An 18,984-nucleotide genomic window follows, 5' to 3' on the forward strand; every position below is an offset into this window, starting at 1 on the left:
ACATTACGACGGTATGCAACATAGGTTTCGGTCAACCCCCTCGTGCGACGCTAAAGCCCTGGTAACGCACCAATTCTGGTGGCAATCAACGCGTACGCCCTTGCGCTGTCGGTCAATTGCCGCACAGCGACCGACTCGTCCGGCCGATGTGCTTGGCTTTCGATCTCCCCCGGACCGAGCACGACGGTGGGTATCCCCATCTGCTGTGCCACGAAACCACCATCGCACGATGCCGTCCAGATGTCAGTGAAATCGGCAAAAGTGGAGTCTGCAGAACGACCGTTCGGGCTGCATTCGTTGTCGATGACCGATTGCACTGCGGTAGTGACCAATCCGTTGTTCACGCTGGTCAGAAAGCCCGGCATTTCCATCGCGATCGTGATGTCGACCTCGATACCGGACCCGGTGACTCCCGCCGATTCGATGCGCAATCGCAGATCGTCGACGACGTCCGCCGCACTCTCTCCGGGCAACAGGCGGCGGTCCACGGTGAGGACACACCGATCGGCGACCATCGAGGTGCCGGTGCCTCCCGCTATCGTCCCCACATTCCAGGTGGCCGGTCCCAATGCGGGGTCGGGATGTGCGTCCAGCTCGACCTGGGTGCCTTCGATGATTCCGATGATTCGTGCCGCAGCCGAGATCGCATTGGCTCCGTTGCGCGGCTGACCCGCATGCGCGGATCGACCTCGAATCTCGATCTCCAGGTTCGCAGCTCCTCGGCAACCGTAGATGGTGACCAGATCCGTCGGCTCCGCTACGACGCAACAGCTGTATGCACGGTGTTGCGACTCGGCCACGAATGCTCGGATGCCGAGTCCGGTGTCTTCCTCGTCGACCAGGCAGGCCAATGTCATCGGATGCTCGTTCGCGAGACCGGACGCCAGCACGGCAGTCATGGCAGCCACCACCGCAGCCAGGCCACCCTTCATGTCGCAGGACCCGCGACCGACGATCCGACCGTCCCGAACCACGGCGGTGAAGGGATCGGTGGTCCAGCCCGTACCAGCGGGGACCACGTCGGAATGGCCGACGAACAACACCCCTGGCCGCTCGGCGGTTCCGATCGACACGAAGACGTTGGGCCGACCGGGGACAACCTCGACGGTCCGAACATCGAATCCCATTGCCCGACAATGCTCGGCCAGGATTTTCGCGGTCTTCTCCTCGGTATCCCCAGGATTCTCGCCGCCCGCATCGATCAACGCGGTTGTCAGACGGACGATGTCCCTCTCGTCGATCGAATCGAGCAGGCTCCGTTCGTCTTTCGTGACCGTCATCGAGTGGGATCGGAGGCGAGCAGGTGCTTGGACTTGTCCACCGCCACAGCAAGTCTTCTGATTCCCTCGTCGATGCGCTCGGGCGTCGACGATGCGAAGCACAGCCGCAACGAATCGTGGAACTTCCCGCCCACCGACAGCGCCGGCCCGGGTATGTAGGCAACTCCCTCGGCCAGGGCCGTCTCGAACAGGTCCTGGGTGGAGAAGTCGACATCGTTGCCGCGCAACGTCGCCCAGAGAAAGAACCCTCCTTCGGGGTCGGTCGTCGACATCGAGTCACCGAAGTGCCTGGCGATGCTGTTCTGCATCGCGACCTTGCGTGGTAGATATACCGATGCCAGTGATCGAAGATGCTCGTCCAGCAGTCCACGCCGGATGTACTCGGCCACCATCCGCTGCGCAGGCAGGTTGGTGCACGTATCCATCGCTTGCTTGGCGTTGACGATCAGCTGCCGTGCCTCGGGGGCGGCGTCGACCCATCCCACCCGCAGTCCGGGCGCGATCATCTTCGAGAACGTACGGACGGAGAAGATCAACGGGTCGTCGGGGCTGAGGGTGCCGAAACTGGGGATCGATTCACCCGAGAAACGAAGCAGACCGTAGGGATCGTCGTCGAGAATCACCGATCCCCACCGGTGCGCCAATTCGATCAGCAGCAGACGTCGCTCGAGCGACAGGGTCACCCCGGACGGGTTCTGGAAGTTGGGGATCACGTAGATCATCTTCGGCACTCGCCCCGCTCGCTCGACGAGTTCGGGCAAGGCCTCGACGATGAGCCCGTTGCTGTCCATCGGGGCCTCGAGGATGTCGCCACCGTAACTGAGTACGGTGGCGGTTCCGTTCGTGTACGTCGGGCTTTCGACGATCACCAGGTCGCCCGGATCGACGAACAACTTGCATGCGATGTCGAGGCCCTGCATTCCACCGGAGGTGATCACCACTCGCTCTTCGGAAGTGGGCTCGCCCACCGACTCCAGATAGGCGAGCAACGCGTCGAGAAGGCCCGGATCGCCCTCGGTGGCACCGTAGTCGAAGGCATCCGCGGTGAGCACGCTGCCGGCGATCTCGGTGAACGCTGCAGCTGGAACCGTCTCTGCAGCAGGAGATCCCATCGCGAAGCGCACGATGTCGTGCTTCTGCGCAGCAAGGAGCGATGTGGACGAATCGATCACCGACCCGACGAGCTTGTCGGTGCGAAGCGCCCAGGGAATGCTGAGACTGGAGCCTGCGGAACGACCTTGGGTGGCAGGAGTGGAGCCTGCGGAACGACCTTGGGTGGCAGGAGTGGAGCCTGCGGAACGACCTTGGGTGGCAGGAGTGGAGCCTGCGGAACGACCTGAAATGGATGCGGTCATGCTCACTCCTTCGTCAGTAGTTCTCGGGGATATGCGGTGAAGGTTTCGAGGCCGGTTTCGGTGACGCGAACGGCTTCCGATACCTCGTATCCGTAGTCGTCCATCCACATTCCGCCGATGATGTGAAACGTCATGTTCTCGGCGAGTACCGTCTCGTCGTCGGTGCGCAGGCTCACGGTGCGCTCACCCCAGTCCGGTGCGTAGGCGATGCCGATCGAGTAGCCGATGCGCGACGGCTTGTGCAGTCCGTGCTTGGCCAGGCTGGTGTTCCACACCTGTGCCAGATCGGTGGCGGTGACGCCGGCCCGGACGGTTGCGAGCACGTCGTTCAATGCTTCCCCGGTCGACTTGGCGAGGTAATCCAGACGTGGACTGGGCTGTCCGAGCACGATCGTGCGCGCCATCGGGATGTGGTAGCGCCGAAACACTCCGGCCAGTTCCACGACGGTGGTCTCGCCCCGGACGAAGGGCTGGTGAGACCAGGTCAGATGCGGGGTGTCGGCTCCGGCACCGGTAGGCAGCATCGGCACGATGGCCGGATGATCGCCGCCGAAGTCCGCGGTGCCGCGCACCTGTGCGTTCATGATGGCTGCGGCCGCGTCGCACTGGCGCTCACCCACCGAAATCGACTGGTATGCAGCCGACATCGCCGATTCGCACACCTGCGCGGCACCGCGCATCAGCGCAATTTCCGCGGGCGACTTGACCACTCGCACCCAGTTGACGAGCTCGTAGGAGTCGGTGAAGCGGTATTCGGGCAGCGACTTCACCAAGGCCTCGAATGCTTTGGGGCTGAAGTAGTACGAGTCCATTTCGAGCCCCACCTGGCCGTGCTCGAAGTTGTTCACCAGTCCTAGTTCACGCAGCTTCGCGGCGACCCAGACGAAGGGGTGTGTGTCCTTGCGTTGCACGAATGTCTCGGGGTAGCCGAACGTCCGATCCTGCGGCAGCCAGGACGTACGAAACGCGCCGTTGGCGTCCATTTCACGGGCGAAGAAGTACATGTCGCCTTCGAGCGGAACGTACAGCATCTGCGGGGTGTAGAACGAGAGCGCGTTGTATCCGAGCAGGTAGTAGAGGTTCGCCGGGTCGGTGACGATGAGCGCCGTCAGGTTGGCAGACGCCATACGACGACGAACGGCAGCGAGCCTGTCGGCGTACTCCTCATCGGTGAACGTGATCGGCGTGCTGTTCGGTACGTCGGGGTACCGGGCCAGGCCGGGAGCAGCCCGTCCTGCGGTGGCGTCGGGTCCGAGTGCGGTGACGTATGCGGAATCGGATGAGTCGTTCACGGGCACCCCCTTCGATGAGTGGGATTTAGTAGATTGTTGACAATCAGGCTAGACGCCTCCGCGGAGGTCGCGCAAGACGTGCGATGTAAATGCTGTGTTGCGCGCCGAGCGGTCTAGCCAGGCGTGGCCAGCGCCGCCTGCTCGGTGTGCTCCTCCACCATCGCACGGGTCAGATCGTGAATCGCGGTGTCCATGTGCTCGTGTACGCCCTTTTCCAGTGCGTCCCAATCCGATCCGAGCAACAGGTCGACTATCAGCTGGTGTTCCTCCACCAACGCCTCGGGCCGGTAGTAGGCGGTTTCGAGGTTGGCCATGCAAATGCGCGCCTCCGCCGCGAGCGTGGCGTACATCCGCGACATTCGACTGTTGCGGGTCGCCGCGACGAGTGCAGTGTGAAACGCAAGATCGCGCTCGGCCAGACCGCGCCAATCCGCCCGGTCGATGAACGGCTGCATCTGCATCACGATGGCCGAGAGCTCGTCGGCAGCGGTGATCAGCCGGTCGCGATCACCGTGTACCAGAGTCCACGCAGCACCGACCTCTATCGCCGCGCGAGACTCGTAGATCTCGGTGACGTCGTCGCTGCTGAGCTCCACGACGAACACGCCTCGGTTGCGGTAGCTGACGAGTAGACCCTCTTGATTGAGGCGCTGCAGCGCCTCGCGCACCGGTCCCCGCGAAATTTCGAGTTCGGCAGCCACGTTGGCCTCGTTGATCTGCTCCCCCGGCGCATACGACCCGTCGATGATGCGATCGCGAATCTGATCGGCGATCACCATCGACGTATTTCGTGCGTCTATGGGCGTCAGTCTTCTCGAACCGGCCATGATCGACAACCTCTCTCAGCCTCGGGGAATGGCAAAGTACTTGTATTCGAGAAACTCGTCTATTCCGACTTTCCCGCCCTCGCGGCCGAGTCCGGACTGTTTGACGCCACCGAACGGTGCCGCGGGGTTCGACACCAGACCGGTGTTGAGGCCGACCATACCCACCTCGAGTCGCTCCCCCATCCGTAGCGCCCGGTCGATGTCCTGAGTGAAGACATATCCGACGAGTCCCCATTCGGTGTCGTTCGCGAGAGCGACCACCTCGTCCTCGGTGTCGAACGGCACTATGGCCGCCACCGGCCCGAATATCTCCTGCGACATCAGATCCGAGTTCGCGTCGACGTCCGTGAGCACTGTCGGCGGGTAGAAATAGCCGGGACCGTCCGGCGCCTGTCCCCCGACCATCGCCCGCGCGCCACGGCCGAGGGCGTCATCGACGAGTCGTTGTACCTTCGATCGGCCCGCGTCGTCGATGAGCGGTCCCACCTCGGTGCCGTGCGCATGTCCCGGCCCCACCGTGAGTGCGCCCATGCGATCGGCAAGTCGATCCGCGAACTGCGCTGCGACACTTCGGTGTACGAAGAACCGGTTGGCCGCGGTGCAGGCTTCGCCCATGTTCCGCATCTTGGCGACCATGGCGCCGTCGACCGCGCGGGCGAGGTCTGCGTCGTCCATCACGACGAAAGGTGCGTTGCCGCCGAGTTCCATCGAGGTGCGCATCACCGTCGACGCGGCCTGCTCGAGCAGAATCTTTCCCACTGCGGTCGATCCGGTGAAACTGATCTTGCGGGCCGAGCCGCTGCTCATCCACGAGCCCACGACACCCGCGGCATCGGTGGTGGTGACAACGTTGACGACGCCCGCAGGAACTCCCGCCTCGTGCAGGATCTCGGCCAGAGCCAGCGCAGTGAGCGGTGTCTGTTCGGCAGGCTTGAACACCACGGTGCACCCCGCCGCCAACGCCGGACCGATTTTCCGAGTTCCCATGGCCAGCGGAAAGTTCCACGGGGTGACGAGGATGCACGGACCGACCGGCGCACGGGTGACCACGATGCGGTTCTTGCCGTCGCCGGTGAGGGTGTGATCACCCGAGATACGCACTGCCTCTTCGGAAAACCAACGGAAGAACTCTGCCCCATAGGCCACTTCACCTCGTGCGTCGGCCAGCGGTTTTCCCATTTCCGCGGTGATGATCGCGGCGAGCTCCTCGGACCGCGCCATGATCGTTTCGTACGCCGTCCGCAGAATTTCACTACGCACCCGTGGCGGCGTCGCAGCCCACTCCGCAGCGGCATCGACTGCTGCCGCCATGGCCTTCTCCGCGTCGGCGATACCGCCATCGGCAACCCTGGCGATCACGTCGCCGCTGGCGGGGTCGATCACGTCGAACCTGTCGTCCGATACCGCAGCCATCCACTCGCCTCCGACGAACAGGTCGGTGGGGGCCGTGATGGAGGGTCGAGTCAGGCTGTTGGTCGAGCTGGCGGTCATGGCCGCGGTCCTTTCGTCGAACGTGGATCGAGTATCTGTGCCAGGTGTACGGACGCCTCGCTCGTCAGATCACCGGTGAGTTGACGTACCTGCATGTGGCAGCTGAATCCGTCCGTCAGAATCGGTGTGTCGGGCTCGGATTCACGAAGTGCGGGTGCCAGCGCCTGCTCGGCGACGTCCATGCTGAGCTCGTAGTGACGCTTCTCGAAGCCGAAATTGCCTGCTACACCACAACATCCGGTTGCCTCGCGCACCGCCTCTATCCCGACGGAGGCCAGTGCCGTGCGCTGGGTGGAGTTGCCGAACACGGCGTACTCATGACAATGCGTCTGCACGGTCACCGAGGCGGGGACCTCACCGGCGGGCACCCACCCTGCTGCGGCCTGATCGATGACCGCTCCGGCGAAGCTCTGCACCCGTGCCGCAACCCGTCGAGCGGCCGGCGTCGGGACGAGCTCGGGCATGTCCTTGCGAAATGCTGCGGCACAGCTCGGTTCGGTGACGACGATCGGCCGGTCGGTGCCGTCGTCCAGCGCAGCAACAGCTTTCGTCAGATGCTTGCGCGCGGTCCGGAGCTGACCCGTCGAAATCCAGGTCAGGCCGCAACACACGTCGGTGCGGCATTCGGTACTGCGGCCGGAGTCCTCGAGGACACGCTGCGCCGCACCTGCGACCTCGGGTCGAAATCCCTGAGTGAACGTGTCGACGACGAGCACGACATCGGACTGCTTCCCGCCACCGAGACGCACCGCGGTCGCCAGTTCCTTCGCCGACGCGAAGCGAGGCAGCGCCCGCTCACCGGTCAACCCACCCAGTCTCGCTGCCAGCGCCGCCAGCCGACCGCTGAGCACACGATTGAGCACCGGTGCCGTTCGCCGGGTGACCTTCAACCACCGGGGCAGCCATCCGAGCGAGTAGTGCGAGAGCGGGCGCAACCGACCCGCGTAGTGATGATCGAGGAACTCGGATTTGTACGTCGCCATGTCGACCCCGACCGGGCAGTCCGAGGAACAGGCCTTGCAGGACAAGCACAGGTCCAACGACTCGGCCACGTCCTTCGAAGCCCACCCGTCGGCGACGGTCGGCGAACTTCGCACCATTTCCTGCAGAACACGGGCGCGGCCGCGAGTGGAATCCTTCTCGTCGCCCGTCGCGCGGAAGCTCGGGCACATGACTCCTCCGGACGTGGTGCGGCACTTGCCGACACCGACGCACGATTGCGTGGCGTGCACGAATGGATCCAGGTCGTCGCGCGTTCCGATCTGATGCAGGTCGAACGTCGTCTTCCACTCTCGCTGCGGAATACCCTGCAGCATCAGGTTGTCCATCATCGGCTCGGGCTCGGTGATCGACCCCGGGTTGAGAATGCCGCTGGGGTCCCAGATGCGCTTGAACCGCGCGAAGGCGTCGAGCATCCGCGGCGAGTACATCACCGGCAACAGTTCCGACCGTGCCCGGCCGTCCCCGTGCTCTCCCGACAGGCTGCCGCCGTGCTTGACGACCACCCGTGCCGCAGCCCGCAGGAAGTCGTACATCACCCGTCGCCCGGCGTCGGTCCGTTGATCGAACGTGATTCGGACGTGCATGCAGCCGGCACCGAAGTGGCCGTACATCACTCCGGTCAGGTCGTGCTCGGCCAGTAGCGAATTCAGGTCGGCGAGGTACGCGGACAAGTTCTCCGGTGCCACGGCAGCGTCTTCCCAGCCGCCCCAGGACTCGGCTCCGCCGGCCAATCGCGTGGCCAGGCCCGCTCCGTCCTCGCGTACTCGCCACAGCGCTGTTCGATCGGCCGGGTCGGTGACGATACGACCTTCCTTCAAGCGTCCGAGCCGGCCGAGCTGCTCGAGCAACCGGGCAGCCTTGTCCTCGACCTCGGCCACGTCGGCCCCGTCGAGGTCGACGTACAGCCAGGCGTTTCCAGCCGGTAGGCCGCGGACGGAGTCCGGCCCACGCCGGTGCTCCATCGTCTTGGCGATGTTGTCGTCGATCCCCTCCACCGCGGCCGGCGAGAACTCGAGGATCGGCATGACGTCGGCAGCAGCGGCAACCACGTCCTCGTAGCCCAGGCAGAGCAACAGAGCAGCGGGCGGTACGGGCACGACCGTGACGGTGACCGAGACGATCACCGCACAGGTGCCCTCGCTGCCGACGAGCGCACGGGCGACGTCGAACCCGTTCTCTGGCAGTAGGTGCGACAGATGAAATCCGGAGACCTGCCTCGGAATGCGGCCCAGCTCGACCCGGAAGAGGGCCAAGTTGTCGGCCGCGAGCGATTGCAGCTCTCGCGAGATTGCTTCGGCCGCCCGGACTGCCTCCCCGTCGTCGGCATGAACGGCCGACACGCCGCTGCGGGTGACCCTCAGTAGATGTCCTTCGGCTGTCACCACGTCCATCGCCACCGTGTGGTCCGAGGTACGACCGTAGCGAACCGAGTGGTTACCGCATGCGTCGTTGCCGACTGCCCCGCCGACCGTGGCTCGTGTCTTGCTGGACGGGTCGGGGGCGAACGTGAACGCCCCCGACGTGCGTGCCATCAGCTCACGCTGGAGTTCGGAGATCACGATGCCCGGTTCCACGACGGCGATCCGCGAATCGGTGTCCACCGAGATCACCCGATTCATGTGACGGGAGAAGTCGAGCACGATGCCGCGGCCGATTGCGTTGCCCGCCATGGACGTCCCGCCGCCGCGGCCGATGACAGCGACTCCGGCCGCAGTGCACAGAGACACCACGGTGGACACATCGTCGGCGGTGCGCGGGAACACGACTGCTGCCGGCGGAACTCGATAGTTCGACGCGTCGTAGGAATACTCGGCCACACGCCGAGACGAATCGTCGATGTCGATGCCCGATTCCCGCACTCGATGCACGAGTGCGGGAACGTCGGATCGGATCGGCGCAGACGTCACAGCACGTTCTTCAGCGTTCGCGACAGCGCCTCGATACCGTGTCGCATCTCATCGTCGTCGACGATCAGTGCGGGGATGATGCGAACCACGTTGCCGAGTGCGCCGCACGTGAGCAGCAGCAATCCTTCGTCGATCGCGCCCTGCTGCACGCGCAATGCCGCCGCGGCATCGGGATTGCCTGCGCTGTCCACGAATTCGAGCGCCTGCATCAAGCCGAGTCCGCGTGCGTCGCCGATGGCCGAATGCTCCGCCTTCAATGCACGCAGCCCGTCGAGCAGAACCTGGCCCTGTACCGCGGCGTTGGCAACCAGCCCCTCGTCGCGCACGACATCGAGGGTCGCGACACCTGCGGCAGCGGCGACGGCATTTCCGCCGTAGGTTCCGCCCTGAGAACCCGGCCACGCCTTGCTCATCAGCTCGGTCGATGCCGCGATCGCCGAGATCGGAAAGCCACTGGCCAGGCCTTTCGCGGTGATGACGACATCGGGCGTGATCGACGAGTGCTGATGCCCCCAGAACTTCCCGGTCCTACCGACCCCTGCCTGCACCTCGTCGACGATCAGCACGATGCCGTGCGTATCGGCGCGTTCGCGCAGCCCCTCGAGAAACTCCGGCGGAGTGGGCAGGTAGCCACCGTCACCGAGTACCGGTTCGATGATGAACGCGGCGGTGTCCGCGGGGCTCGACATCGTCATCAGCAGGTAATCGAGTTCCTTCAACGCGAAGGCGACTGCGGTGTCGATGTCCCACCCGTACCGAAATGCGTACGGGAAGGGAGCGATGTGCACGCCGCCCATGATCGGCGAGAAACCGGAGCGGAATTTGGTCCCGGCCGTGGTCAGCGATGCGGCAGCCACCGTGCGCCCGTGGAAGCCGCCATGGAAGGCGATGATGTTGGGGCGTCCGGTTGCCATGCGCGCCAACCGAATCGACGCCTCGACGGCCTCGGATCCAGAGTTGGCGTAGAACACGCTGTCGAGACCGGCAGGCAGTACTTCGCCGAGCTTGTCGGTCAGCGCCAGCAGCGGTTGATGCATCACGGTCGTGTACTGGGCATGGATGATCTTGCCCACCTGATCGCGTGCGGCCTCGACCACACGCGGATGGCAGTGCCCGGTGCTGGTGACGCCGATTCCCGTGGTGAAGTCGAGGTACTTGCGCCCGTCCGTACCGATGATCCAGCTGCCCTTTCCGTGATCGACGACGATCGGGGTCGCCTGCTTGAGTGCCGGGCTGAGGTGGGTACGAGTCGACGCTGTCATGGCTGCCATCGTCACCCACAGAATTCCGATTGTCAACAATCTGCAATTAGCATTTCGTGGGTGTCGGGTTCCTGGGGATATACAGTTCGTTCGTGTCCGACTCGAACTCCCGCATCGTCGTTCTCGGCAGTATCAACATGGATCTGATCACCCGCACCGCGTCGTTGCCCGATCCGGGCGAGACCGTGCTGGGAACATCGTTCACCACCGCCCCGGGTGGCAAAGGTGCCAATCAAGCCATCGCTGCAGCGAAGGCCGGGTCACCGGTCGCCTTCATCGGAGCGATCGGAGACGACGAGTTCGGCACGACCCTGCGCACCACACTCACCAGCGCAGGCATCGACGACAGCGCCTTACGTACGGCGGCCGGGTCCAGTGGCATCGCTGCCATCACCGTCGACGACAGTGCCGAGAACAGCATCGTCGTCGTTCCCGGAGCCAACGGGGGCGTTCACGATCTCACCGACGACGACAGAGCTCTCATCGCCGATGCCGATATTCTGCTGTGCCAGTTGGAGATTCCACTGGGTACCGTGGTCGCGGCATTCGAGTACGCGCGCTCTCACGGTGTGATCACGATGCTCAATCCCTCACCGGTACAGGACTTACCCGATGCCCTGGTGGCAGCCACCGACATCCTCGTGGTCAACGAGGCCGAGGAAGCCCGTATCGGACACCGAGCGGACGAGGTGGAACACGTGGTCACCACGCTGGGGGCCAAGGGTGCCCGGTACCGCGGATCCGAATCGTTCGAGGTGTCGGCACCGCGGGTCGAGGCCGTCGACACCACCGGAGCCGGAGATGCCTTCGCCGGGGCGCTTGCTGCACGGTGGCCCACCGGACCACGCTCCGCAGTCGAATGGGCAACTGCTGCAGGTTCTTTCGCAGCCACCAGATCCGGTGCCAGCGCATCCTCGGGGACGCCGGCCGAGATCGAGACGCTTCGCGACGGAGCCGCTCGATGAACGCTCCGGATCTGGCGGAGCTGGCCCTGTTGCGTCGCGCGCGTGATCGGATGGATCGCGACTTCGCCGAACCCCTCGACGTGCCGACCCTGGCTCGGACGGCACTGATGTCCACGGCACACTTCAGCCGCCGGTTCCGCGAGGCCTACGGTGAAACGCCGTACGCGCATCTGATGACCCGAAGAATCGAACGCGCGAAGGCCCTGTTGCGCCGCGGGGATGTGACCGTCACCGAAGCGTGCTTCGCGGTGGGGTGTACCAGCCTCGGGTCGTTCAGTTCACGGTTCACCGAGATCGTCGGCGAGACGCCCAGTGCGTATCGCGCGCGTGATCATCGCGACAGCCGAGCAGTACCGAACTGCCGAGCCATGGTTCTGGGTCGACCGATGCGTGCCACCCCCACCGACATCGTCACCCAACCGAGCAGAAACGAAGAAGCATCGGCGGCCGGGGCGTCCTAGCCTTGCGGCATGACACTCTCCCTTAGCCACGTACACGTCTACACCGACGACCCCGACGCCTCTCTCACCTTCTATCGCGACGCACTCGGCCTCGAGGTCAAGAGCGAAGTCGCCAACGACGGCTACCGCTGGATCACGTTGTCCCCCAGCGATCAACCCGAGATCGAGATCGTGTTGTCCCAACCGCACGCGGGCCGCTCGCAGGAGCTCGGCGATCAGATCGCTGCCCTGCTCGCCAAGGGCGAGATGCCAGGCCTGCTCTTCCGCGCCGATGATCTCGATGCAGCGTTCGAGAAGATCCGGGCGGCAGGTACCGCCGAGATTCTGCAGGAACCGACCAGTCAGCCGTGGGGTGCCCGGGACGCGGCCTTCCGCGATCCCGCCGGGAACATGGTGCGCGTGAGTCAGGCCTGAGGCCGGCCCGCGGGTCCGGGCGAGAACTGCCGGAGTACTGCGGGCCCGACGTTCGAGATGCTCGACGGCGTCCGGGGATGTTGTCGTACCGATGCTGCACGATGGACGGTATGACGACAGCGACGCACGCGACCGTGGGCAACTTGCGCGACGACGCCGAGAGGCTGTTGCGCGAGCTCGCGGGCCCCGACGCGGTGTTGCGGGACGACCAGTGGACGGCGATCGAGGCTCTGGTGGTGCACCGTCAACGCGCTCTGGTGGTGCAGCGAACAGGCTGGGGAAAGTCTGCCGTGTACTTCATCGCCGCGAAGCTCCTGCGCGCTCAGGGCCTGGGTCCGACGGTCATCGTCTCTCCTTTGCTGGCGCTGATGCGCAACCAGGTGGCCGCTGCCGAGCGCGCGGGCGTGAAAGCAGCCACGATCAACTCGGGGAACATGACCGAGTGGGACGACATCCACCAACAGGTCAATTCCGGTGAGCTCGATGTGTTGCTGGTCAGTCCCGAGCGTCTGAACAACCCCGATTTCCGCGACCAGGTGCTGCCGTCCCTGGCCGGGGACGCCGGCCTGGTCGTGGTGGACGAGGCACACTGCGTCTCGGACTGGGGCCACGATTTCCGGCCGGACTACCGGCGTATCCGCACCCTGATCGCCGAGCTGCGCGACGGCATCCCAGTACTTGCGACCACTGCCACGGCCAACGACCGTGTGGTCGACGACGTCGCTGCGCAGTTGGGCGTCGGCGGCGGCGACACCCTGGTGCTGCGCGGCGGGCTCGCCCGGGATTCACTGCGTATGGCTGTGGTGAAGATCGACAACGCCACCGAACGAGCCGCCTGGCTCGGCGACCATCTGAAGACTCTGCCCGGCTCCGGAATCATTTACACCCTCACGGTGTCGGCGGCCAAGGACCTCGCCGCACTGCTGACCGACCAAGGCCACGTCGTCGCGTCGTACACCGGTCAGACGGACCCGACCGAACGCGAATCGCTCGAGGGTGATCTGCTCGCCAACCGAGTGAAAGCACTTGTCGCCACGTCCGCACTCGGCATGGGATTCGACAAGCCCGATCTGGGATTCGTGGTGCACATGGGGGCTCCGTCGTCTCCGATTTCGTACTACCAGCAGGTCGGCCGTGCCGGACGCGCCACGGATCGAGCCGATGTGGTCCTACTCCCCGGCCACGAGGATCGACAGATCTGGAGCTACTTCGCCTCGGTCGCGTTCCCTCGCGAGCATCTGGTGCGGCAGGTCATCGATGCCTTGAACACCGAGAAGGCTCAATCGACGCAGGCGTTGGAGCCCCTGGTCGAGCTCAACCGCAGCAGGCTCGAGATGGTCCTCAAGGTCCTCGACGTCGACGGAGCGGTCAGACGCGTTCGGGGCGGATGGATGGCCACCGGTGAGCCGTGGACGTACGACGCGGCCCGCTACGAGCGCCTCGAGCAAGCGAGGGATCGTGAGCAACAGGCCATGATCGACTACCAGGGCACCGACGGGTGCCGGATGGAGTTCCTGCGTCGGCAGCTCGACGATCCCGATCTCGGAGCACCGGGCAGCGAGTCCGATCGCTGCGGGCGGTGTGACAACTGCACGGGTGAGCATTTGTCCGCCGCCGTCGACGCCGCCTCGGTCGACTCGGCGAGAGCACGGCTGGATCGGCCGGGAATCGACCTGCAGCCCAGAAAGCAGTGGCCGAGCGGTATGAAGAAACTGGGTGTGTCGCTGTCGGGCAAGATCGCCGACCCGCATGAGCCCGGCCGTGTTCTGGGTCGACTGACGGACCTGGGCTGGGGCAGCCGCTTGCGTGCGCTGCTCGACGCACCGGACGCTGCTGCCACCGATGCGCTCGAGAAGGCATGTATCACCGTGCTGGCGAACTGGGACTGGAAGCAGCGGCCCGCTGCCGTTCTCGCCCTCGACTCCCCCACCCACCCGCTCCTGGTGCGCTCGATCGCCGCTCGATTGGCGGCCGTCGGGAAATTGCAGGATCTCGGGGTGATGCAGGTCAGGCCCGGTCACCCGCCGGTATCGGCCGCCAACTCCGCCTTTCGGGTCGCCGGGCTGGTGGACTCGTGGGAGGTTCCGGACGTATCGTCCGTGCCAGGGCCGATTCTGTTGATCGATCTGCTGACCGACACCGGGTGGACGTTCACCTGTGCCACGTCTGCACTGACGACAGCGGGCGCATCGGCCGTGTTGCCGTTCGCCCTCGCCACGCCGAAGTAGAGATCTCGGCGAAGGGGGTTTGTACCGCGGATTTCTGGGTACCGCCTGCCGGGCTTCGATTGTGTGAGCATCATCACAATCGGCGGTTAACCTGGGGAAGCATGTCCGATTTCGGCATCGATTTCCCTGCGCAGTCGATATGCCACGGCGACCTTGTTACGTTCGTATTTCCTATGAAGCCCGCATTGCTGAGAGGTACCCCGCTCACTGCGCCGGACGCAGTGAAGTTTCGTAAGCCACAGATTTCCGACGGAGTCCGGCTCTGGGAGATCGCAAGAGATTCGCGAGTTCTGGATCTCAACTCCAGCTACTCGTACGTGTTGTGGTGCCGTGACTTCGCGGCCACCACTGTTGTATCCGATATCGACGGCCGCGCAGTAGGTTTCGTCACCGGGTACATCCGCCAAGACGCCCCGCGCACACTGTTCGTGTGGCAGGTCGCCGTGGATGCGGACCAGCGCGGCAAGGGACTTGCCGGTCGCATGCTGATGGAGCTGCTCGACCGCCTCGAGCCGCAGGGCATCACGCATCTGGAAACGACGATCAGCCCGGACAACGAAGCGTCCATCGCAACCTTCACGAGCCTCGCACGCAAGCGAGGCACCGACATCGTCAAGTCGGATTTGTTCGCCCCCAATGATTTCCCTGATAGCCACGAAGCCGAAGAGCTCTACACCGTAGGCCCGGACGCATCGCGGAATTACGAAAGGAACAAGCGCAATATGACCGAAAAGAACACCGTCACAACGGAGAAGCCCGACGTCTTCGAGACCGTGGAGTCCGGCGTGCGCAGCTACAGTCGCCAGTGGCCGGCCGTGTTCACCACCGCGAAGAACTCGGTGATCACCGACGAGCACGGCAACGACTACCTCGACTTCTTCGGTGGCGCAGGGGCTCTCAACTACGGCCACAACAACGACATGATCAAGAGCGCGTTGGTCGACTACATTGCCGGCGACGGCATCACGCACGGTCTCGATATGTCCACCGTGGCCAAGCGCGAGTTCCTCGAATCGTTCAAGAAGAACATCCTCGATCCCCGCGGCTTGGACTACAAGGTCCAGTTCCCCGGGCCAACCGGTGCCAACACCGTCGAGGCAGCACTCAAGCTCGCTCGCAAGGTCACCGGCCGCGAGGCGATCATCAACTTCACCAACGCATTCCATGGCATGACACTCGGCGCGTTGTCGGTCACCGGCAACTCGATGAAGCGAGCTGGCGCCGGAATCCCCTTGGTGCACACCACTCCGATGCCGTACGACAACTACTTCGGTGGCGTCACCGAGGACTTCCAGTGGTTCGAGCGTGTGCTCGACGATTCGGGCAGTGGATTCAACCGCCCGGCCGCCGTGATCGTGGAGACCATTCAGGGAGAGGGCGGCATCAACGTCGCACGCCCGGAGTGGTTGCGCGCGCTGGCCGAACTCTGCTCGCGACGCGAGATACTGCTGATCGTCGACGACGTCCAGATGGGCTGCGGTCGCACCGGCCAGTTCTTCTCGTTCGAGGAAGCAGGCATCACCCCGGACATCGTGACCTTGTCCAAGTCCATCGGTGGCTACGGCATGCCACTGGCGCTGACCCTGTTCAAGCCGGAGTTGGACGTCTGGTCGCCGGGAGAGCACAACGGCACCTTCCGCGGATTCAACCCCTCGTTCGTCACGGCCAAGGCAGCCATCGACCACTACTGGTCCGACGACAAGTTCGAGAAGGAGACCCTGGCCAAGGGTGAGCACATCCAGGATCGGTTCATGACGCTGTGTGCCAAGTTCGACGGCATCTCCACTCGTGGTCGCGGCATGGTCCAGGCGTTGGCGTTCGACGATGCCGAGTTGGCGGGCAAGGTGTCGCAACTCTGCTACGACGAGCGCTTGCTCGTCGAGACCGCAGGTCCCAAGGACGAGGTCGTCAAGTTGCTCCCTCCGCTGACCACCACGCTCGAGGAGCTCGACCGCGGCCTGGACATCATCGAAAGTGCAGTGGCGAAGGTACTTTCCTAGACCCCTCGGCACCGATATCGAAGGAGGACATCACATGATCGTTCGTACCACGCAGGAGATCACCGGAACCGACCGTGACATCTCGAGCGAAGACGGTAACTGGCGCAGCAAGAGGATCATTCTCGGCGGCGACAAGGTCGGCTTCTCGTTCCACGAGACCACGATCCAAGCAGGCACGGTGAACAACTTCCACTACGCCAACCACGTCGAGGCCGTCTGGCTCATCGAAGGCGAAGGCACGCTCACCGACCGCGAGACCGGGGAGACCTACGAGCTCGGTGCCGGATCGATGTACCTGCTCGACGGACACGAGCGCCACACCGTCGAGCCGCGTACGCAGATGCGAATGCTGTGCGTGTTCAATCCTCCCGTCGTCGGCAACGAGACTCACGACGAGAACGGCGTGTACCCCCTCGTCGAGGTACCTGCGTAACACCGTCCCGTCCAACGGCCCGCACGCTTGCGTGCGGGCCGTTCTCGTCGGTAGCCCCTGTTTCGATCGGTCGCTACCCTGGACGAAGTGAATGCACCCACCGCGTCCGCGTCCGCGTACGGGCAACTCGCCTCGCTGCTGGACGGCCGGACCATCACCGTCGTCAGCGGTGCAGGCATGTCCACCGACTCGGGTATTCCCGACTACCGCGGCCCGCAGTCGCCGCCTCGTAATCCGATGACGTTCCAGCAGTTCATCGGCGACGCCGAGTTTCGTCGCCACTACTGGGCGCGCAATCACGTCGGATGGCGGCACATGGACGCTGCAGTGCCCAACGACGGACACCGAGCGCTGGCCCGGCTCGAACGTGCAGGGGTGGTCACCGGAATCATCACCCAGAACGTCGACATGCTCCATACCAAGGCGGGTAGTCGACACGTCATCGACCTGCACGGTGTCTACGCCCGGGTTCGCTGCCTGAGCTGCGAGCGTCTGATCTCACGATTCGAGCTGGCCCGGCGGCTCGATCGCGCCAACCCCGGCTTTCTCGAATCCGTAGCACCCGCGGAGGGCGTCGAGATCGCTCCGGACGCCGACGCGATCATTTCCTCGACCGCTCATTTCCGGATGGTCGATTGCGAAACATGTTCCGGCATACTCAAACCCGATATCGTCTACTTCGGAGAAAGCGTACCCAAACCGCGCGTCGCGCAGGCATACGATCTCGTGGATCGAAGCGACGCTCTGCTGGTGCTCGGTTCCTCATTGACCGTCATGTCCGGCTTACGTTTCGTCAGGCATGCGTCCAAGACCAGGAAGCCGATCGTGATCGTCAACCGCGGCACCACTCGGGGCGATGAATTCGCCACTCTGACAGTGCATGCGGGATGCTCGGAGACCGCGACGGCGCTGGCCGACACACTCGGTCAGGCGGGGACCAGATCGTCGGCGTGAACCACCGGCCGCTGCAGCTCCGCGGCCAACTCACCCGTCGACCGGCCGAGCATTCCGGCCAACTCCCCCGAGTCGTACGCGACGACCCCGCGAGCCACCAGCGTGCCGTCCGGGTCCACGAGCGAGACCACATCTCCACCGTGAAAAGCTCCTGTCACCGAGGTGACGCCGGCGGACAACAAAGACCGTCTCCGCTCCACCACCGCGCGCACCGCACCCGCATCCAGATGCAGTTCGCCTGCAGCATCGGCGGCGTGACGAACCCAGAACTTTCGAGCGGACAACCGCGTCGGCCGAGCGGCGAAGGCGGTGCCCACCTCGGACGTCGTCAACGCATGGGCGGCATCGGACGCCGCGGCCAACAGCACCGGCACACCTGCATCGGCCGCCAGGCGGGCCGCAGAGAGCTTGGACGCCATGCCGCCGGTACCGAGCGCTCCCCCGGACCCGGCGACCACTCCGTCGAGATCCTCCGGGCTCGTCACCTCCGGGATCAGAGTGGCCGAACCCTTTCGCGGATCGCCGTCGTACAACCCGTCCACGTCCGAGAGCAGGAACAGTGCGTCCGCGCCGACGAGATGTGCCACGAGAGCAGCGAGTCGGTCGTTGTCACCGAAGCGGATCTCTGCGGTCGCGACGGTGTCGTTCTCGTTGACGATCGCGACAGCGCCGAGCGAACGCAGCCGATCCAGCGTGCGCTGCGCATTTCGGTGATTGGTTCGACGCGCGATGTCCTCGGCAGTGAGCAACACCTGCCCTACCGTGCGGCCGTACCGATGGAACGACGAACTCCATGCGTGAACGAGCGCAAGCTGCCCGACGCTCGCTGCCGCCTGCTTGGTTGCGAGATCGCGCGGGCGTCTGGTGAGGCCCAGCGGTGCCATACCGGCACCGATCGCGCCGGACGAGACGACCACCACGTCGCTCCCGCTACGCATCCTCGCCTCGATGGCGTCGGCAAGCAGATCGAGTCTGCCCAGATCCAGACCGGTGTCGAGACTCGTCAGCGCCGAGGAACCGATCTTGACCACGATGCGCTTGGCGGCGGCAATCGTGCGACGGGTATCGGTGAGAGCCGTTACGGCAGAATCGGATTCACGCACCGACACCACG

At 64.6% G+C, this 18,984-nt stretch carries 15 protein-coding genes and 1 pseudogene; 8 read left to right on the top strand and 8 right to left on the bottom strand.

Features of this window, described 5'->3' with window-relative positions; translation table 11 throughout:
- Positions 1–50: 50 nt before the first annotated feature.
- From ACFI9K_RS21065 to ACFI9K_RS21095, 7 genes are all read right to left on the bottom strand, one after another.
- Positions 51–1,280 carry a M20 family metallopeptidase gene (locus ACFI9K_RS21065; protein ID WP_462665301.1) on the bottom strand — a complete coding sequence of 410 codons (1,230 nt, stop codon included), beginning with the start codon at positions 1,278–1,280 and terminating at the stop codon, positions 51–53.
- The gene (locus tag ACFI9K_RS21070; RefSeq protein WP_462665302.1) at positions 1,277–2,641 is read right to left on the bottom strand and encodes an aminotransferase-like domain-containing protein; all 1,365 of its coding nucleotides are present in this window, start codon (positions 2,639–2,641) and stop codon (positions 1,277–1,279) included. The genes ACFI9K_RS21065 and ACFI9K_RS21070 overlap by 4 nt, the downstream gene beginning before the upstream one ends.
- A complete protein-coding gene (locus ACFI9K_RS21075; RefSeq protein WP_462665336.1) occupies positions 2,638–3,816 on the bottom strand; it encodes a M24 family metallopeptidase in 1,179 nt (392 codons plus the stop codon). Before ACFI9K_RS21075 ends, ACFI9K_RS21070 begins: the two co-directional genes overlap by 4 nt.
- A gap of 224 nt (positions 3,817–4,040) precedes the next feature.
- A complete protein-coding gene (locus ACFI9K_RS21080; RefSeq protein ID WP_462665303.1) occupies positions 4,041–4,754 on the bottom strand; it encodes a GntR family transcriptional regulator in 714 nt (237 codons plus the stop codon).
- Positions 4,755–4,769: 15 nt separating this feature from the next.
- Positions 4,770–6,245: an NAD-dependent succinate-semialdehyde dehydrogenase gene (locus tag ACFI9K_RS21085; RefSeq protein ID WP_462665304.1), complete on the bottom strand. Its 1,476-nt coding sequence runs from the start codon at positions 6,243–6,245 to the stop codon at positions 4,770–4,772.
- Positions 6,242–9,154 carry an FAD-binding and (Fe-S)-binding domain-containing protein gene (locus ACFI9K_RS21090; RefSeq protein WP_462665305.1) on the bottom strand — a complete coding sequence of 971 codons (2,913 nt, stop codon included), beginning with the start codon at positions 9,152–9,154 and terminating at the stop codon, positions 6,242–6,244. The genes ACFI9K_RS21085 and ACFI9K_RS21090 overlap by 4 nt, the downstream gene beginning before the upstream one ends.
- Positions 9,151–10,416, bottom strand: a complete 1,266-nt coding sequence (locus ACFI9K_RS21095; protein WP_462665306.1) for an aspartate aminotransferase family protein — start codon at positions 10,414–10,416, stop codon at positions 9,151–9,153. Before ACFI9K_RS21095 ends, ACFI9K_RS21090 begins: the two co-directional genes overlap by 4 nt.
- Before the next feature lie 92 nt (positions 10,417–10,508).
- Between ACFI9K_RS21095 and ACFI9K_RS21100 the strand changes: the two genes are divergently transcribed.
- The 8 genes and pseudogenes from ACFI9K_RS21100 (at position 10,509) to ACFI9K_RS21135 (ending at position 17,871) form a co-directional block, all read left to right on the top strand.
- Positions 10,509–11,381: a ribokinase gene (locus tag ACFI9K_RS21100; protein ID WP_462665307.1), complete on the top strand. Its 873-nt coding sequence runs from the start codon at positions 10,509–10,511 to the stop codon at positions 11,379–11,381.
- Complete coding sequence (locus ACFI9K_RS21105) at positions 11,378–11,842, top strand: helix-turn-helix transcriptional regulator (protein ID WP_462665308.1); 465 nt, start codon at positions 11,378–11,380, stop codon at positions 11,840–11,842. The genes ACFI9K_RS21100 and ACFI9K_RS21105 overlap by 4 nt, the downstream gene beginning before the upstream one ends.
- 9 nt (positions 11,843–11,851) lie before the next feature.
- Entirely contained in the window at positions 11,852–12,256 is a 405-nt protein-coding gene (locus tag ACFI9K_RS21110) for a VOC family protein (RefSeq protein WP_462665309.1), read from the top strand.
- Between the two features lie 110 nt (positions 12,257–12,366).
- Positions 12,367–14,484, top strand: a complete 2,118-nt coding sequence (locus tag ACFI9K_RS21115; RefSeq protein ID WP_462665310.1) for a RecQ family ATP-dependent DNA helicase — start codon at positions 12,367–12,369, stop codon at positions 14,482–14,484.
- Between the two features lie 173 nt (positions 14,485–14,657).
- Positions 14,658–15,158, top strand: a pseudogene (gene ectA, locus ACFI9K_RS21120) (diaminobutyrate acetyltransferase); the annotation flags it as partial.
- A gap of 48 nt (positions 15,159–15,206) precedes the next feature.
- Positions 15,207–16,484 (top strand): diaminobutyrate--2-oxoglutarate transaminase, encoded by a 1,278-nt coding sequence (gene ectB / locus ACFI9K_RS21125; protein ID WP_462665337.1) that lies wholly within the window; start codon positions 15,207–15,209, stop codon positions 16,482–16,484.
- 34 nt (positions 16,485–16,518) lie between these two features.
- Positions 16,519–16,917, top strand: coding sequence for an ectoine synthase (locus ACFI9K_RS21130; RefSeq protein WP_462665311.1), 399 nt, complete (start codon positions 16,519–16,521; stop codon positions 16,915–16,917).
- A gap of 87 nt (positions 16,918–17,004) precedes the next feature.
- Complete coding sequence (locus ACFI9K_RS21135) at positions 17,005–17,871, top strand: Sir2 family NAD-dependent protein deacetylase (protein WP_462665312.1); 867 nt, start codon at positions 17,005–17,007, stop codon at positions 17,869–17,871.
- Here ACFI9K_RS21135 and proB read toward each other — a convergent pair.
- Positions 17,844–18,983 (bottom strand): glutamate 5-kinase, encoded by a 1,140-nt coding sequence (proB, locus tag ACFI9K_RS21140; protein ID WP_462665313.1) that lies wholly within the window; start codon positions 18,981–18,983, stop codon positions 17,844–17,846. The two genes, ACFI9K_RS21135 and proB, sit on opposite strands and share 28 nt — an antisense overlap.
- Between the last annotated feature and the right edge of the window lies 1 nt (position 18,984).

Source organism: Rhodococcus sp. PSi06 (genome assembly GCF_054960675.1).

Bases quoted from the DNA above. Each gene is read 5' to 3' on its own strand.
- ectB (WP_462665337.1), top strand. From the start codon at position 15,207: ATGACCGAAAAGAACACCGTCACAACGGAGAAGCCCGACGTCTTCGAG.
- ACFI9K_RS21115 (WP_462665310.1), top strand. From the start codon at position 12,367: ATGACGACAGCGACGCACGCGACCGTGGGCAACTTGCGCGACGACGCC.
- ACFI9K_RS21080 (WP_462665303.1), bottom strand. From the start codon at position 4,754: ATGGCCGGTTCGAGAAGACTGACGCCCATAGACGCACGAAATACGTCG.
- ACFI9K_RS21085 (WP_462665304.1), bottom strand. From the start codon at position 6,245: ATGACCGCCAGCTCGACCAACAGCCTGACTCGACCCTCCATCACGGCC.
- ACFI9K_RS21065 (WP_462665301.1), bottom strand. From the start codon at position 1,280: ATGACGGTCACGAAAGACGAACGGAGCCTGCTCGATTCGATCGACGAG.
- ACFI9K_RS21105 (WP_462665308.1), top strand. From the start codon at position 11,378: ATGAACGCTCCGGATCTGGCGGAGCTGGCCCTGTTGCGTCGCGCGCGT.
- ACFI9K_RS21130 (WP_462665311.1), top strand. From the start codon at position 16,519: ATGATCGTTCGTACCACGCAGGAGATCACCGGAACCGACCGTGACATC.
- ACFI9K_RS21110 (WP_462665309.1), top strand. From the start codon at position 11,852: ATGACACTCTCCCTTAGCCACGTACACGTCTACACCGACGACCCCGAC.
- ACFI9K_RS21095 (WP_462665306.1), bottom strand. From the start codon at position 10,416: ATGACAGCGTCGACTCGTACCCACCTCAGCCCGGCACTCAAGCAGGCG.